The sequence below is a fragment of the Vibrio sp. E150_018 genome, assembly GCF_053544035.1.
Window position 1 is genome coordinate 60,624 of the sequence record NZ_JBHGNY010000016.1, and the last position, 17,301, is coordinate 77,924.

Consider the following 17,301-nt stretch of genomic DNA (forward strand, 5'->3'; position numbering starts at 1 on the left):
TCATGGTCCACATTTCTTACTAAAGTTGTGGATCGATTGTATGGACAAAATAACTTTATAGTTGGTGCCAATATGAATATTAAACAAATGTCTCTTTACCCTTCTCTCGCATCGATCGTTTCTCTTTCTCTTCTTATGTCGCCACAAGTCAATGCCGCGGCAGAAAATGCCGGAGAGTTTTACCTTGGTGCTAAGACTGGTTGGTCTAACTTCGATTTTTGTCAGAATAATGGTGATTGTGATGATGATGCTTGGGCTGGTAGTGCCTACGGTGGTTACCAATTTAACGAATGGTTCTCACTAGAAGGTGGTTATAACTACCTTGGTAATTCAAAAGAGCATATTGCTGGTAGCGAGGTTAATAAAACTCAGATTCAGAATGGTGAATTAGGGGCTAAATTAGATTGGAACCTTACTAGTGCATGGAATCTATTTGGTAAAGTAGGTACTTCATATAACTATGTTGATCAAAAAACAGGTGCTTATAATGATAGTGATGAAAACTGGTCGCTAATGTTAGGTGCTGGTGTCGAATATCAACTAAGCCATAACTGGCGTGTACGTACTGAATATCAATGGTTTGATAACGTAGGTGAACGTAGCACAACGGGTAGAACTGATGTTAACTACGTATCTCTTGGTCTAAGTTACTATTTTGGTAGTTCAGATAGTGCCGCACCAATTGCTGCAGCGGCAACAACTGCGGCAGTAGTCGCGACTCAAGAGCCAGAGCCAATCGTAGAACCAGCTCCGGAAAAAGATCCACTTCCAACAGTTACACTTTCAAAAGGTGCATTTGCACATGACTCAACAGAGTTAACACCCGAGGCAAAAACCTCTCTTGATCAAGTAGCTACTTATCTAAAAGATAGCCCTGAAACTCGTGTAGATGTAATTGGTTATACCGACTCAACAGGTAGTGCTAAATACAACCAAAAACTATCAGAGAAACGTGCGCAATCGGCTTCTAACTATCTAGAGTCTCAAGATATTGATAAATCACGTATTACTACTATCGGTAAAGGTGAAGAAAACCCAATCGCAGATAATAGTACTAAAGAAGGTCGTGAAAATAACCGCCGTGTTGAAGTTTTTTACAAGTAACCTGTGATATAAATAATCTCATAAAAGAAGCCACATGATTGTGGCTTCTTTCTTTTTTTCTCGAGAGTAAAATACATTTATTATTCTTTGCTGCAATATCAAGTCAAGGGACTTAAGCTAGTCCGCCTTTGGTTAAATGACTTGGATTAAGATACTTCTCAAGCTCTTCACGCGACAACTCGGTTTCTTGTTCGGCTACATCAATGATTGCACGCTTTTCTTTATACGCTTTTTTAGCGATTTGCGCAGCTTTTTCATAGCCAATAATAGGGTTTAATGCAGTGACTAAAATAGGGTTCTTAGCGAGAGCCAAATCCAAATTATCTTCTCTGACTACACAATCTTTTATCACTTTATCGGCAAGGCTACGTGAACTATTCACAAGTAGTTCAATACTTTGTAATAGATTAAAAGCAATCACTGGCAACATCACGTTTAACTGAAAATTACCACTTTGCCCCGCAACCGAAATGGTTGTGTCATTCCCCATCACTTGGGCTGCTGCCATGGCTACGGCTTCGGGGATAACAGGGTTTACTTTTCCCGGCATAATCGATGAACCCGGTTGTAAAGCTGGCAGTTCTATTTCACCGATTCCCGCCAGTGGCCCTGAATTCATCCAACGTAGATCATTAGATATTTTCATTAAGGCTACGGCATAAGCTTTTAATTCACCAGATACAGCTACGCTTGAGTCTTGACTACTTAAATTGTAGAAATAATTGTCACTTGGCTGAATGGACTTTCCCGTTATTGAACTCAGATGCTGCGTAAATAATTGAGCAAATTCTTGAGGTGCATTAATGCCGGTACCCACTGCAGTTCCGCCCTGCGCCAATTGCTTTAAATCTGGCAACAGCTGTTCCATGCGGCAGCGAGCTTTATCGATCTGGACTTTCCAGCCTGATAACTCCTGCCCCATGGTTATTGGCATCGCATCCATTAAGTGAGTACGACCGGTTTTGACAATATGAGACAATGCCGACGCTTTTTCCTCCACCACTTGGCTTAAATGCTCCATGGCAGGAATCAGTTCATCTTCAATCGCTATTAATGCACTAAGCTGAATCGCCGAAGGAATGACATCATTACTGCTTTGCCCCATATTGACATGATCGTTCGGACCAACACGCTGTGCTTGCCCCGTTTCTTCTTCAAGAATTTGATTTGATAAGGTCGCGATCACTTCATTAAGATTCATGTTGGTGCTGGTACCAGAACCAGTCTGAAAAACATCGATCGGAAATTGGTCTAGGTACTCACCATCAATAATAGCCTGACAACTAGCCTGAATCGCTTTAGACATTGAACAATCGAGTAGACCCAATTCTTCATTGGCTTTAGCGGCGGCTTGTTTAATCATGGCGACAGATTGAATAAAACGAGGCGGCATCGTCAAAGAACTGATTGAAAAATTATCGACGGCTCGTTGAGTTTGAGCCTGATATAAAGCATCTTTGGGGACTTTTACCTCTCCCATGCTGTCATGTTCAGTACGGTAAAAAGTATTGGAGGGAACAGAAGCCATAACATCATCCTTAAATTGTGATGGAATGGCTTCAGTGTCGAACCTATTTAGTCGATATGCAAGTTATCATTGCGATAAGGAAAGGTAATTAAACGCTCACCAGTTATCAATTGCGTTGTTTTTCAAATTGCTGAACATCATCGGGGATCACAACCCAATCTTGCTTTTGGCTTGTCCATACATGCATCGCCGGTACAATCATTCGTGTATCATCTAAACTAGCCGTAGCCTTAAATTTGATCATATCGGGAACAGCAGGGTTTAATTGATAGATACGATTACCGCAACCAGCACAGAAATGACCGATATTTTCATTGCCGCTGTCTGCAGTGCGGCTGGTTTGCTTTAGCTCACCTTGAATATCAATATCCTTTGCATCCAGAACACAAGTGATACTAAACGCACTGGTGGATAATTTTTGGCATTCTTTACAATGGCAAGCCATTACCACTTTAGGTGCCGCTTTCAAGGTAAAGTTCACACTACCACACTGACATTGGCCTTTTACTGGATAATTAACATCTGTCATAACTCGATTCCTTATTATTTATACCCAAGTGACTTCAAATTGCAGAATTCAGATCTATCCTCCAAACCTTTAGGCAAGGAGATTGGCGAAGCATTTTTGAGGCTTCACCGACTACGGCATGTTGAGTAGTCGCATCAAGAACAACGACATTATCATCAGAAAAATGATCAAAGAGCCAAGTTGCAGAAACGAGAGGATAATCAGAGTTCATGGTAGTAATCCTTGTTGATTCACGTTACATATAAAAATCAGGGTTTTGGATCAAGACTGTACCAATACAATTAAGGACAACTAGTAGCCAAAATACAAACTGAAAACGAAACTTACTGGTTTTATGGCGAAAGAGGCGCTGAGCTAACAACGCACCCGGCCATCCACCTAAAATAGCAAGTATGTGTAACATTTTTTCAGGGGTACGCCAATTGCCTTTGATTGACGCTCGTTTGTCTTTCCAATAAATAGCAAAAGTGACAAAACTCAGGATTAAGCAATAAATTAATCCAGCTTGCAGAGAAATCATTAAATCGTATTCTTCAAGGGTGACGTAAAATTGATATACGAATAATACTCCACCCTATCACTCACTACTATAGTTTGACTTTAGATCACTTCATTACCAGAAGGTTTGCTTTGCGAGAACAGCTTAATATTACTTAATGTTGTATCAGCAATATTGGCTAATGCTTCATTCGTTAGAAATGCCTGATGCCCGGTGAATAGAACATTATGACAAGCAGATAAACGACGGAAAATATCATCAGTAATAATATCGTTCGATTTATCTTGAAAGAACAATTCTTTTTCATTGTCATATACATCAAGTCCCAATGCGCCAATTTTTCCCACTTTTAGCGCTTCAATGGCATCTTGTGAATCCAGTAAACCACCTCGACTGGTGTTGATTATCATCACTTTATCTTTCATTTTACTAAATGATTCGGCATTTAAGAGCTGGCGATTTTCTGGTGTTAAAGGGCAATGCAGAGTGATCACATCTGATTGCTGATAAATATCGTCAAGCGATGTGTAAGTTGCACCAATTTCATTTGCAGCATCATTAGGGTATGGGTCATAGCATAAAACATTCATACCTAACCCTTTTAAAATACGCATAGTGGCTAAACCGATTTTACCCGTACCAATAACGCCTGCTGTTTTACCATAAAAGTTAAATCCCGTTAGACCTTCCAAAGAAAAATTAGCATCACGGGTACGCTGATATGCCTTATGAAAACGACGATTTAAGCACATCATCATGCCTACTGCATGCTCTGCAATGGCCTCTGGTGAATAAGCGGGTACTCTCACCACTTGTAATCCCAATTCTTTTGCTGCTTCCAAATCAATGCGGTCAAAACCCGCACAGCGCATTGCAATCAGTTTAGTGCCTTGATTTGCCAGCTTCTCTAACACTGGACGACTTAAATCATCATTCACAAACGCACAAACGACTTGAGAATCTTCAGCAATCGATGCCGTTTTTAGATCAAGTTGAAAGTTATAAAAATGGCACTCATAACCATAATTTTCATTCGCTTGAAGAAACGATCTTTCATCATAAGATTTTGTGCTGAACATTGAGATTTTCATCCGTACACCTCTAATTTAAAAGTTTATCAATCTGAGCTTAATACTACGCCTCTTAAGCCCTTGCGCACAAATAATTGAAAGCCAAACATACAAAATTCTAATAATAAAAAACCAGCACTAGGCTGGCTTTTATCTATTATTCATAAAGAGAAGCATGACACATCAATCGTGAGCCAGTCGTTCGACATGCCATGCATTCATTCTTTTCATCGACATCACGCTAAGTAAGACAATAGCGCTGCCACCCATTACACAAATCACTGCATAAGGAGCCGTTAACGAGGTTTGTTGAATCAAGCCCGCCAATAATGACGCGCCACTCATTTGAATAAAACCAAGCATAGCCGCCGCAGTTCCAGCACGTTCACCAAAGCCAGATAATGCCATGCTGGTTGCCGGACCAAGCAATAAAGCAAAACCAATACATAGCAATGCCATTGGTAACATGAATCCAGCGGCAGCCGCCAGTGGTGAAACAAGTCCCCATTGCTGAACAACAAATTGTAAAACTGCCGAAATAATAAATAGTGATAGCGCAAAGATAACCGTTGGGCGATTACCAAGCTTTTTAATCACCCAAGGTGCGCCAAAACAAGCACCAATATTAATCAGTGCATTGACACCAAACAAACCACTAAATGCCAATTCAGACATTCCTAAGTGACCAATCAGCCACACTGGCGAGTAAGACACGTAAGTTAAAATCGACCCCATACCTGTCATACAACAAATAGCATAAAAGAGAAAATGTCGATCCATTAGAACAGGTTTATAACGAGCCCAACGGTATAACGCACCATCACTTACCGTATGAGATGGACGAGTTTCAGGGAAGCGGAACGTCACCATGAATAAAATCAAAATGGCATAACAAATCATAAATACAAACGTTGAACGCCAACCAAAATGTAATGCTAATACCCCACCTAGAGTCGGTGCTAATGCAGGGATCACGCAAATCGCGCCATTAAGATAACTGTATATTTTGGCGCTATCTTTTACGCTGTAGCAGTCACGAACCGCACTGAATACGACAATGGAAGTCGAGCAAGCCGCTAACCCTTGTAGCACTCGGGCAATTTGTAACAGCTCAAACTCTTGTGCTACGGCGGCTAGAACACTACTCAACCCGTATAAAATGACGCCAAACAACGCAACTGGGCGGCGACCAAACCGGTCAGCAAGCGGGCCAATCACAATCTGGCCTAAACCCATTGCGAACAAAAATAGAATTAAAGTGGATTGAACTTCACTATTGGAAACAGAAAATTCCGCTGCCATCGTCGGGAGAGACGGTAAATAAATATCGATGGCTAATGGGCTAAGTAGCACCATCGCCATTAACATAGGTAATAAATTACGTTGCATCGAATTCTCGTAAAAGCTGGCATATCAGATAAAGCCGTTAGTATAGCGCTTAGATGTTATGAATAGAAATGATATAATAGCTAAAGACAATTACCCTTAAGGAATAACTGTGAATTTAGATAAACTAGCCAGAATCGATCTTAACTTACTCGTAATTTTACAAGTTCTGATTGAAGAACAAAGTGTTACGCGTGCTGCAAGTCGTTTGAATTTAAGCCAATCGGCATTAAGTAAAAGTTTAAATCGTCTACGCGATACACTAGAAGATCCCCTCTTTCAACGGACTTCTCATGGTTTAAAACCCACCGCTCATGCCCTCGCATTAGCCAAAATTTTGCCAAGCATACTTCAAGACTTATACCAAATCACACAGCCCCCCACGTTTACCCCAGAGACGAGTCACCGCAAGTTTAGTTTTTCTATGGTTGAAAGTGCCTACGAAACCTTAATTCCTTCATTTATAGGTTCATTACTCAGTCAAGCGCCTGATATTCAACTTGATTCTTATCTATGGACTGGCCAATCGTTTAACGACTTACAGCACGGACAAATCGATTTTGGGATCGCTGGACGGGATTTACACCCTCAATCAGAATTTAGTGTCGGTAAGCTACCCGAAGGCATTGAGCACCAAACCTTATTTAAGGATCAACAAGTTTGCTTGGTGCGAAATGATCATCCTGTATTAAACGCGATTAAAAATACTGATTGGACATTAGAGCACTATTTAGCGTTATCACATGTGCAGGTTCGTTGCGAAGGTAAAGAATGGTGGGCATTAGATTACAACCTTGCAGAATTAGGTCATCATCGTAAAATTAATACTACTGTGCCAGATTTTTATGGCGCAGCGAGCGTATGTGCTCATACCGATTTGATCTTCACCTTACCCTCAAGTTTTGCTAACCACGCACTAAAACTTTATCCGCTGACTCAATTGCCACTACCCTTTGAATTTATGCCAATGGCTTATGTATTACTGTGGCATGAAAGAAACAATCAAGATCAAGGTCATCAATGGATACGTGAAACGATATGCCAATCTATTCAACAAGCGGGACTGCCTTATCAACCTACTTCATTTTCATAAAACAGCTGATTATCCTGAATTCAACACCAAAACAATGTAAAAAAGAGCTCAAGTGAGCTCCTTATTAACTAAATACGATGAATATACGTACGCAGTGTAGCGGTTTATGGCATACCGTGACCTTTCGATGCTATCCAAACTCTGAACCATTGCTCACGGGTTAATTCAATACTTAGAGCATCAATCGCAGTTTGAACTCGCTCAATTTTACCAGAACCAATGATTGGCATTGGCTTAGATGGCAAACGACGAACCCAAGCATAAATCACTTGGTCAATACTTTGTGCGCCGACTTCTTCACGAATCGCTTCTAGTTCATCACGTACGCGAATATGTTGCTCTTTTAAACCATTAAAAATAGCGCCACCAGCAAGGCAAGACCAAGCCATTGGCTTAACACGTAATTGTTGAAGCAAATCTAGAGTACCATCATCAACCACATCAAAATTTAATGGGTTAATTTCAACTTGATTGGTCACTAGCGGCGCATCTAAGCGAGATTGCAACAACTCAAATTGACGAGGCGTAAAGTTAGACACACCAAAGTGCTTCACTTTACCGGCTTGTTTTAGCTCAGAAAATGTCTCCGCTACTTCATCTGCATCCATTAATGCATCTGGGCGGTGAATCAATAGCACATCAATATTTTCAACTTGTAAGCGCGCTAATGAATTATTAACTGATTCAACAATGTGATTCTTACTGGTGTTGTAGTGATTCACTTTCCGAACGGGATTTTTATCGCCGCATAGTTGGATATCGCATTTAGTGACGATCTCAATTTGATCACGCAGGCTTCTATCCAGTGCTAATCCTTCACCAAATAATTGCTCACATCCGTAGTAACCATAAATATCCGCATGATCAACTGTCGTTACACCGAGTTCAACGTGTTGCTTTAAAAACGTTAAACGTTGTTGTGGTGTCATTCCCCAATCACCCAAGCGCCAATAACCCTGTACTAGTTCTGAAAATTCAGGCCCTTGAGGTGCGATTTGTTGTTTTTTCACTGCAACCATTTGGTTGACTCCCTGTTGTGTAACCTCTGATGAAGATATTTTGAATTCGATGAAGGCTTATGATTACTCTCGATTCTTATCAATCCTATGGTGTTTTTCATCTAGGTACAATGGATAATTTAAAAACTAATATCACGGTAATGCAAGCTATAGAATCTTTGATCTTAGTAGCGTTTTTCCGCTAATACGGTGAATGTATGAAACCGTTTCTTGCTCCTGCGCATAAAAAATAGCCTCACCAATTATTTCGGTGAGGCTATCTGTATTACTGCAAACTTAAAATGACATTAGCCATCGGTTGGTTTGATTGAGTTTGGATCAAACAAGTCATTAATAATATGACCTGCTGAGCTAGTGTCATCAACCCCTGATAAGTCCATTCCCATTCCAGATACATCCGGTTGGTCAAGATGCTGGGTAGAGGCTAAATCATCTGCTGATGCTTCTTCCGACTTACCAATATCGGCTGCCGATGATGGTGCGGCATCACCTAGTAATTTATCCATATCAAGATTGCCATCCTGATCGTCTTGATCAAGCAAATCTGATACATCGAAATCTACATTGCTATACATCATTACATCGTCAGCTATTTCCATACCAGAAGCATCACCATTTAGCTCACCATCTAAACCGTTAGCAGCGATGTGATCCCAATCGAAGCTGTCATCTTCATCGAAGAATCCGTCATCTTGATTTACATCATCCGCGTATAGTGAGCTGTCATTCACGTCTTCATTTAAATACAAGTCATCTTGATCGCTATCAAGCTCATCATCCTGCTGAGATTGCTCGTAAGAATTTGCACTATCCTCATTGCTTGCTAACTCATCCGTATCATCTACCTGAACAGACGGGTCAACCGTTGATGGTAAATCTTGATTCGCTAAATCATCCGATAGCGGTTCAGCATTCTCGGGTAATTGTTCAGCCATTTCAGGATTTTCAGCTAATAAATCTGCCACATTTTGATCTTCTACAGCATGTTCAGCATCACCTACTATTGCGGCTTGTGCATTCTCAGCGCTATTAGACGAAGCCGATGAGCTATTTTGGCTTGCAACATCACGTTGTGAGTCTAAGCCTGTCGTATTAAAGCTTGTGGTAGAGACATTATGCTCACTCACAACACGGTTATCCGCAGATTTAGTCACTACTGTAAATTCAGTCGTGATTGATTCAGCTTGTTGGTATACATAAGCTTCTGCAACCTGGTCTGGTGTTAATGTCACAGAGCCATCTTCAGAAACCGTACCCAAAGGCTGGTTATCTGCATCCACAATCTGAGCACCACCTAGTTGGTTTAGTTGCAACGAATCTCCTTCGTTTGCAGCAACAGCAGCACTTAAGAGTAACGTTGTTAAAGGTATCGTCGACGTTGCACTAACTTGTGATGTTGCTGATGCTAAATGACTACGTAAGTTCTGAGCTGGCTCTGTTGGTGTATAAATTGCGTTATAGCTAGAAGCTTGCTCATTAGATTCACCTGATTCAGCACTTACAACATCAGTAATAATGATCGTGCTTTCTGTAGTCTCTTGATTCTTACCATTAGCATCACCATTATCTGTCGTCGTCATGGTAATAGTGTCATCGCCACTGTAACCATCATCTGGTGCATAGAGAATACCGTCATCAAGTACGGCATTGATATCATCTAATGAACCTTTGATAGTGTATGTACCATCACCACTTTCAGTAATAGTCAGACCTGATGTGTCCGTACCTTCTGGTAAAGATAAGCTGCCATTTGCCGCATGTAACTCAACCGTAAAGTCACCTTTACCTTCCGAGGCGTCCACATCACTAATTTGTATACCTGTGATCGTAGTGACACCATCATCAGACGCTGGAACGGAGTCAGGAACTGTGTTCACCGCTGCATCATTTTCTGCCTTCACATCAACATCAACCGTAACGTTTTCGACAGGACCAGAGGTATCACCGTTATCATTACCTTGGATAGCAAGATCAAGAGTTCCGTCCCAATCTTCGCCAGCCACAGTCATGTTGTCAGAGTTACCATTTTCTGGTGGGTAAAAGATGATGCTATCCAGATTCGAACCATCTGAAATGATCGTTACCGTACCATCTGGGTTTGTAATAATTTCACCATTTGAACCTTCTGGGAATTTAAAAATCGCACCGTATGGCACATTAGAAATGGTCACTTGAACTTGCTCTGGTGCATCTTCGTGCACATTACTTGCAGGATCTGTTACGCTATTTTCATCATCTACGACATGTGCATTGATATTGATTGTTATGCCGTTCGCCGCATCTTCATCACCAGAAACCGAAACATCCACATCGGTATTCACCGCATCTGCTTTTGCATCAACATGGATATTCACAGGTACGTCTTTCTCAACAGGGTCACCATTATCATCTGTTGTGTAGACTTTAAGTGTCAGATCAATATCACCACTAAAATCATTTGGTGGCAGAATACTCAAATCTGATAAATCAAAACCTTGGCCATCATCACTAATCACATCAGGGATAGACCAAACACCCCCCCCCATATTATTCGCGCCTTCAATGACGAAGCCATCTGGCACGCCGGTAATACTGACAGAAATAATCTCTTCCGAGCCATCTATATCAGTCACATTACCGTTAAAATCACTAAATGAAATCGATGTTCCTTCATCACCTGTCACTTGAACAGGATTATCACTGGTAGCGATTTCACCATTAATTTCAATATCATCATTTACGGCGTTGACATCAAAGCTCAGATTCTGCTCAAACGAACCACTATTACTTACTTCTTCACCATCAACCGTTGCCGTATCAGTCACTTCCGTTGTCACAGTAACATCAACAGTACCACTGAAATCTGGAGCAGGTTGGAAGTAAATTGGATCACCCGAGTTAACATGAATTTCACCATTCTCATCAGGTTGAATCACATTACCATCCGCATCGACAAATTCACCTTGTGATGAATTAATCAATTTAATTGTCACATTTGTGATTTCTTCATTGCCGCCATTATTTATATCACCGTTATTTTGGTCACCAATAACCGTACTTAAATCTAATTCAATCCGACTATCTTCATCACCACTACCTGTGATAGTAACTTTTGGAACATCTGCAACAGGGTTAACATTAACCGTGATATTCATTGAGCCTTCATTAGACAGGCCACTATCGTTATCAGTTTCAACAACTTTCACGGGAATATCGATATCACCTGCATAATCTGGTGGTAAGTTTAGAATCACATCTGGTGGTAATGTTATTGAACCATCATCATTCGGGGTTGTATTAATGATATACTCACCCGTTTGCTCGTTATACTCCATACCATTAATCGTGGCACCGTCAGGCAAATCAGCGGCATTAATAATGATCGAAGTGGTATCATTATCCAGATCAGAAAAACCATCACCATCAGTATCATCAGTGCTAATCACCAAGCCATCTGAAATTAAATCACCTATATTGACGCCACCTGCTTGATCTTCAGAAGCATCAACTTGTTGAGTTGTACCATCAATATCACCTGCAGCAGATGGAATATAAGTACCACCATCATCATTGTTATCAGTAAAGTGGAGGGTAACATCCGTTTCTTTGATTACTACCTCACTTTCCGAATTAGGATCATCACCCTGATCTTGTATAGTAACACTGACTTGTATAGTCACCTCACCATCAAACCCACGAGGTGCTGTAATCACAATATCATCGAGTTGATCTTCAGTAATCGTAAATGAACCGTTACCATTATTTACCGCACCTTCAACTTGGAAACCATCGGGCAAGTCCTCAGGAAAAGTAATGATCACTTTATTGATTACTTCATCACTTGAATCATCATCATTGACCCAATCTAAGCTGTTACCACTTGAGCTACCATTAACTATACCGTTAACTGATAAATGAATTTCATTTGACCATTTATCATTAGGATCTTGGTCTTCATATATATCTTGGTCTTCATATATATCTTGAATTCCGTCACCATCGGTATCTGCAATCGCATTACCGATAGCATCATTAAAAATCAACTTACCACCATCATTCACACCATCACCGTCTTCTTCGACAACCGAGGTGACATCCACATCTAAATTTCCATGGATTGTGGTTTCATCATAGTTATCATCTGGACTTTCAGTATCTGAATCTCGAATAGTGATATCCGTGGTTAAATTTATATCACTATCTGCATCTTCTGGCATGCTAAGATACAAGCCGCTTTCTTGGGCTTCTGCTAATTGTTCTGGTGTTAAGGTAATTGAACCATTGTCATCAGGGGTGATCACTTCATCACCAATAACGATTGCATAACCATCAGGATAATTCTCAAACCCATTAATGGTTAATCCAACTACTTTTTCGCTGCCGTCATTATCGACAAACTGCGCAGTAGGATCCCAATTAAGTTTGACTAACTCATCTTCATAGCCTGTTGATATAGTGTTGTAATCCTCTAGTACACCGTTCTCATCTTTACCAACGCCATCAACGACAGGATCAACATTAATATGGATATTATATTCATATTCTTTCGAATCACCGTCATCTTCTGTCACCACAATACGTACAGGAATATCAATATCATCCGCGCTATTGCTATTAGTGTGAATTTGAATACCGTTCAATGAATCAACATCAAATTGGTATAAGTTTGGATTGGTTGAAACTAATGTAGGCTCTAACGGGTTACCTTCTGCATCGCTAAAATACACGCCTTCTGGCAGCTCTTGTAATGTTGTGAAAGTGATTTTTTCAGATGAATCGGTCTCTTCAGAGACTGCTCCATGTCCATCGGAATTTGTATATTCACCAGAAATAAAGCTGAAATCTATCGAGGCTGCACCATCTTCATCCACTGTGGTTAAGATCGTTTTACCATCGTCAGAAACTTTCCAATCACCATTTGGTTCAATAGTAAGTTCATCAGCAATACCGTGCACATCAACATTGATTTTATTACTATCTTGGCCAGCCCAAGTATCTTCATCATTCAGATCCGTATCACTCAGATCGGCATTATCAACCGACATTCCATCTACAGTAAAAGTAAAATCGTCATTACTTTGTGGCGGTGGCATGATGTGAGTATCATCAATATCATCGAAAGAAATCACATAGAAACCATCTTTATTTGGCTCTAATTTTACAGAGTTCCCTGCATCATCTACGCCCCATACTGTTGCGCCTTCTGGCAAACCTGAAATACGAACAAAATAACTTTCTGAACCATCGTCATCGACAGAAACATGCGCTTTTGTAACCACATCCGACAACTGAATAGCCGTATCTTCATCAACTTTGATATTGTTATTCGTACTTAATCTGACTTCATCAGCCTCTGGAGTCACATCGATGATAATCGTTTGGTGATCAGAATCGGCAGTTTCTTTGCCATCAACCGTATCACCACTTTCGGTACTGGTTCCCCAAGCATCGATTTGTATTTCACCTGACCAGTTATCCGCAGGGTCAACTTCTACTTTATCGATATCATCCGCTGAAATGGTATATATGCCATTGACATCCGGATCTATTTTTTCTCCAGCAACATAAATGTCCCCTTCACCTTCTTTTATTTCAAGGTGGTATTCTAGGGTTTCTGAACCATCATTATCATTCAGATCAACATCTATATTCAGTTTTACATTGTCACTGTCTTCACCTGTTGCATAAGATAGATCAGTGTTATCCATATCCCATGTTGGTATATCGGCAACACCTTCAACCGTGATTTTGAAGTCACCGTCAATTGGAGTCTCACCAGTATCATCAATAACCGAACCATTCACATCAAAAGTAAGGTAGCCATCCACCGTTGAGAAGTCTTCATCTGGCACAAAAGTAATACCTTCCAACTCATAACTGAAAGTACCATCGCCGTTATCCACTAATGTGAATGCATCACTTGGAATAGTTATCGACCCATCATCATTGGGGGTGATAGGTTCACCATTAAATTCAAATACACCATGGGCTTCGTCTTGTGGTGTAATGATGATATCGCCAAGATGTTCACCTTCATCGTTATCACCAACATTAATAACCATGTTGATTTCAATACCTTCACGGGTGTTGTCATCAATATTGTCCGTTGAATCTGTGGTATGGCGGCCATCCTCTTCCTGGCCTGAACCACCAGAAACTTGCATAGTTGGCCCTTCATCTGTGACATTCACCGTCACTTCAGCAGTATCTGTATCGCCATCACCATCGGTGATCACAAATTCAAAATCACCACTGTAATCTTTACCATCATGATCTAAATTATCGACAGGCTCGAACTTAACATCACCATTTTCTGATACATATAAGGTACCAATGCTTTCACCGCCATCCGTTACAGGAATGGCATAATAAGCCTCGGTAGCATTACCTGTACCTGAAATGTTTCCATCTGAGTCGATATAAACGGTGTCATAATCGCCACTTTTTAGATCGATAACATTACCATTACTGTCTTTGATTCCGGTCACAGTGGCACCATCGGCCCCTTCATTAGCAATAATATTACCTAAATCTTGTAGGCCTGAACCTTCTTCAATCGCTTCACCAGACACATCTTGCGCAGTTGGTACATCATCATTAACAGTAACGTTGACATCAATGGTATTACTACTATCACCATCATCATCAACGCCATGGATAGGAATGACGATATTGGTCGATTGACCACCATTGCCATTATCAAGTGGTTGATCAATCGCGCCAGTCACTTCAAAGGTATAACTACCATTAGTGTTATCAAAACTGATTTTGAAGACATCATCGTCCGTTGGGTTACCGCTATCATCGACCAGCACACCTGAATATGTGCCATCACCGTTATCAACTAAAATAACGTCGGTGCCACCCGAAGTTATGTTGCTATTACCTTCGCTATCTGAGTTTTTCTCATTAAAAGCATTAACATCAATTTCATAGTGATTCACTTCATCACTACCTGAATCAATAGTAATCGTGCCGGTTGCTGACTCGCCGTCTTTATTTGGTGTTGAACCCGCGTGATTATCCCCACCTTTATCAATATCAGATTCGTTAACACTGATGCTGTCAGCACTATCGATTTCAAGATCTTTACCATCCGTTATGGTGCCGTTGAAATCAATGGACTCATCCATGTAATCGCCGTCAGTATCTTGTATTTGGATTGGGATGTTGATAGTGATATTGTCACCATCATTATGGACATACCCGCTTGTATCACCAGTACCATCTACATGATCGATTGGTTGGTATTGCGTCATATCAACACTAATATCAACACCACCATTTTCAGTCGGTGTTGCAATCAGATGGAAATCTAATACAGGGTTACCACTAGCATCCACACCGGTTAATGTGTTGGTTTCAGGATCAAAAGAGAACTCAACTGAACCGCCACCTTCTGTAGTAATTTCAGTGTTAAGCTCTGTAATCAAGTCATCCATTACAGTTGGATCTACTTGTACCGTGTTTGGATCTAAGTCATCAGACCCAGCATCAACGTGAGTTGAATCACTCTGTGCGGTTTTCGGATAACCTTCTAAATCACCTGAATCGGAATCTGGAGTGAGGTCACCTTCGATCATTCCAGCATCAATGTCACCGCCACCTTGTGCGTTATCGCCATCGGCATCATGAATGGTGATCGTGCCTTTGCCTACATCTCCGTCAGCATCTTCGACTTCAACATTGATAGGAATATCTGAAGTATCATTATTTTCATTAATTTGATCGATCGGCTGGAATTGCTCTACTTTATAATGACCATTTTGATCGATAGTCACTTCCATAACCTTACTATTATCTACATCAAAAATGGTTAATGTATGACCATCATCACTGATTACAACTGATGTATCTTGACCGTTACTAGTCAGGTCATCTAATTGTGATTGGTCGGCACCAAATCGTACATCGACAACGTCATCACTGCCGGTATCAACATTAATGTCTCCCGATGCTGAATCGGTTCCATCAGCACCTTCTTCTAGTGTTGCACCTGTGTCCTTACCAAACGACGGATCTTGGCCATCTTCAATGTTAACCGTGATATCAACATTATTTTGTGTGCCGTCAGCATCATCAATTACTAATGGCACATCAATACTGATGGTGTCACCATTGTTGGTCAGATAACCTTCACCATCACCATTGCCATTTTCATGATCAATTGGACCATTTTGAACAACATCGGTGGTAATGGTGGCATTACCGTCTGCATCAACGGTTGGAGTCATCGTCATCGTTAAGACATACGAGCCACCCGAAGTACCCGTTATCGTAATTGTGCCATCTGAATTTGTAGTGATCTTAAAGTTAATCGAATGACCATTGCTGGTTAAACCATTAAGTTCAGCTTTCAAAGCTGTAGACACTTCTGGATCAATATGTAAGGTCTCAGGGCGTAGATCATCACTAGAAGAATCAATGACGACTGAGCTACTACCTGATACTGGATAATCTTTTCCTTCATCCCAGTTCTCTTGATCACCTTCGGTAATATTGACCTCATCAGTAACATCGACTCCCTCTGGATCGACAATCACAATGTTAAAGCTGCCCGAAGCGCTATCACCATCATCATCCACTGCAGTGACGCTAAGATTAAGGTCAACATCCCCTGCATCTTGATCGATAGGTTCATATTGCGTAACGGTGTAATTACCATCTGTATCAACGGTAATACTTAGAATGGGTTCATCATTTTCACCGGTGACGGTAATGGTATTACCATCCACTTCATAGTCGGTTTCTTTGCCGCCATCGTAAGTAATATTACCTAAGCCTGAATCATCACCTTGAGGGTCATCAAAGGTCATCGATGCTATTTCATCTGAGCCCATATCAAAGCTTGGGATTTTACCTGTCGATTCACCTGGCGTTTGAGTTACTTCTCCGGTCTCAGGGTCAACATTGTCAAAATCTGTTTCGGTAATAACAACGGCTTCACTGTCATCACTAAAGGACGGGTCTTGGCCATCTTCTAGGTTAACGGTGATATCGATATTAGAAGTATCACCATCGGTGTCGGAGATTTCCATTGGAATATCAACCGAAATCACATCACCATTGTTGGCGATATAGCCATTGCTATCTC

10 protein-coding genes are annotated in these 17,301 nt (G+C 40.8%); 2 read left to right on the top strand and 8 right to left on the bottom strand.

The genetic code is table 11. The annotated features are described in order from the left end of the window. The first annotated feature begins 72 nt into the window (after positions 1-72). Complete coding sequence (locus tag ACE3G9_RS13980; protein WP_417880866.1) at positions 73-1,104, top strand: OmpA family protein; 1,032 nt, start codon at positions 73-75, stop codon at positions 1,102-1,104. 112 nt (positions 1,105-1,216) lie between these two features. Here ACE3G9_RS13980 and ACE3G9_RS13985 read toward each other — a convergent pair whose 3' ends face one another. The 6 genes from ACE3G9_RS13985 to ACE3G9_RS14010 form a co-directional block, all read right to left on the bottom strand. Next, positions 1,217-2,632 (bottom strand): class II fumarate hydratase, encoded by a 1,416-nt coding sequence (locus ACE3G9_RS13985; RefSeq protein ID WP_449219460.1) that lies wholly within the window; start codon positions 2,630-2,632, stop codon positions 1,217-1,219. A 106-nt stretch (positions 2,633-2,738) separates the two neighbouring features. Then, positions 2,739-3,161, bottom strand: coding sequence for a GFA family protein (locus ACE3G9_RS13990; RefSeq protein ID WP_449219461.1), 423 nt, complete (start codon positions 3,159-3,161; stop codon positions 2,739-2,741). 34 nt (positions 3,162-3,195) lie between these two features. Continuing rightward, positions 3,196-3,372 carry a hypothetical protein gene (locus ACE3G9_RS13995; RefSeq protein ID WP_417880869.1) on the bottom strand — a complete coding sequence of 59 codons (177 nt, stop codon included), beginning with the start codon at positions 3,370-3,372 and terminating at the stop codon, positions 3,196-3,198. Positions 3,373-3,396: 24 nt separating this feature from the next. After that, on the bottom strand, positions 3,397-3,681 hold the full coding sequence (locus ACE3G9_RS14000; RefSeq protein ID WP_417880870.1) for a DUF1294 domain-containing protein: 285 nt from the start codon (positions 3,679-3,681) through the stop codon (positions 3,397-3,399). Between the two features lie 80 nt (positions 3,682-3,761). Beyond that, entirely contained in the window at positions 3,762-4,751 is a 990-nt protein-coding gene (locus tag ACE3G9_RS14005) for a 2-hydroxyacid dehydrogenase (RefSeq protein ID WP_417880871.1), read from the bottom strand. 162 nt (positions 4,752-4,913) lie between these two features. Continuing rightward, positions 4,914-6,119 carry a multidrug effflux MFS transporter gene (locus ACE3G9_RS14010; protein WP_449219462.1) on the bottom strand — a complete coding sequence of 402 codons (1,206 nt, stop codon included), beginning with the start codon at positions 6,117-6,119 and terminating at the stop codon, positions 4,914-4,916. Between the two features lie 109 nt (positions 6,120-6,228). Here ACE3G9_RS14010 and ACE3G9_RS14015 point away from each other — a divergent pair, with 109 nt between their 5' ends. Then, on the top strand, positions 6,229-7,209 hold the full coding sequence (locus ACE3G9_RS14015) for a LysR family transcriptional regulator (protein ID WP_449219463.1): 981 nt from the start codon (positions 6,229-6,231) through the stop codon (positions 7,207-7,209). 104 nt (positions 7,210-7,313) lie between these two features. On the opposite strand, the gene ACE3G9_RS14020 is transcribed toward ACE3G9_RS14015, so the two are convergent. Next, positions 7,314-8,228 (bottom strand): aldo/keto reductase, encoded by a 915-nt coding sequence (locus ACE3G9_RS14020; RefSeq protein ID WP_449219464.1) that lies wholly within the window; start codon positions 8,226-8,228, stop codon positions 7,314-7,316. 287 nt (positions 8,229-8,515) lie between these two features. Beyond that, complete coding sequence (locus ACE3G9_RS14025; RefSeq protein ID WP_449219465.1) at positions 8,516-17,245, bottom strand: hypothetical protein; 8,730 nt, start codon at positions 17,243-17,245, stop codon at positions 8,516-8,518. Positions 17,246-17,301: the final 56 nt, after the last annotated feature.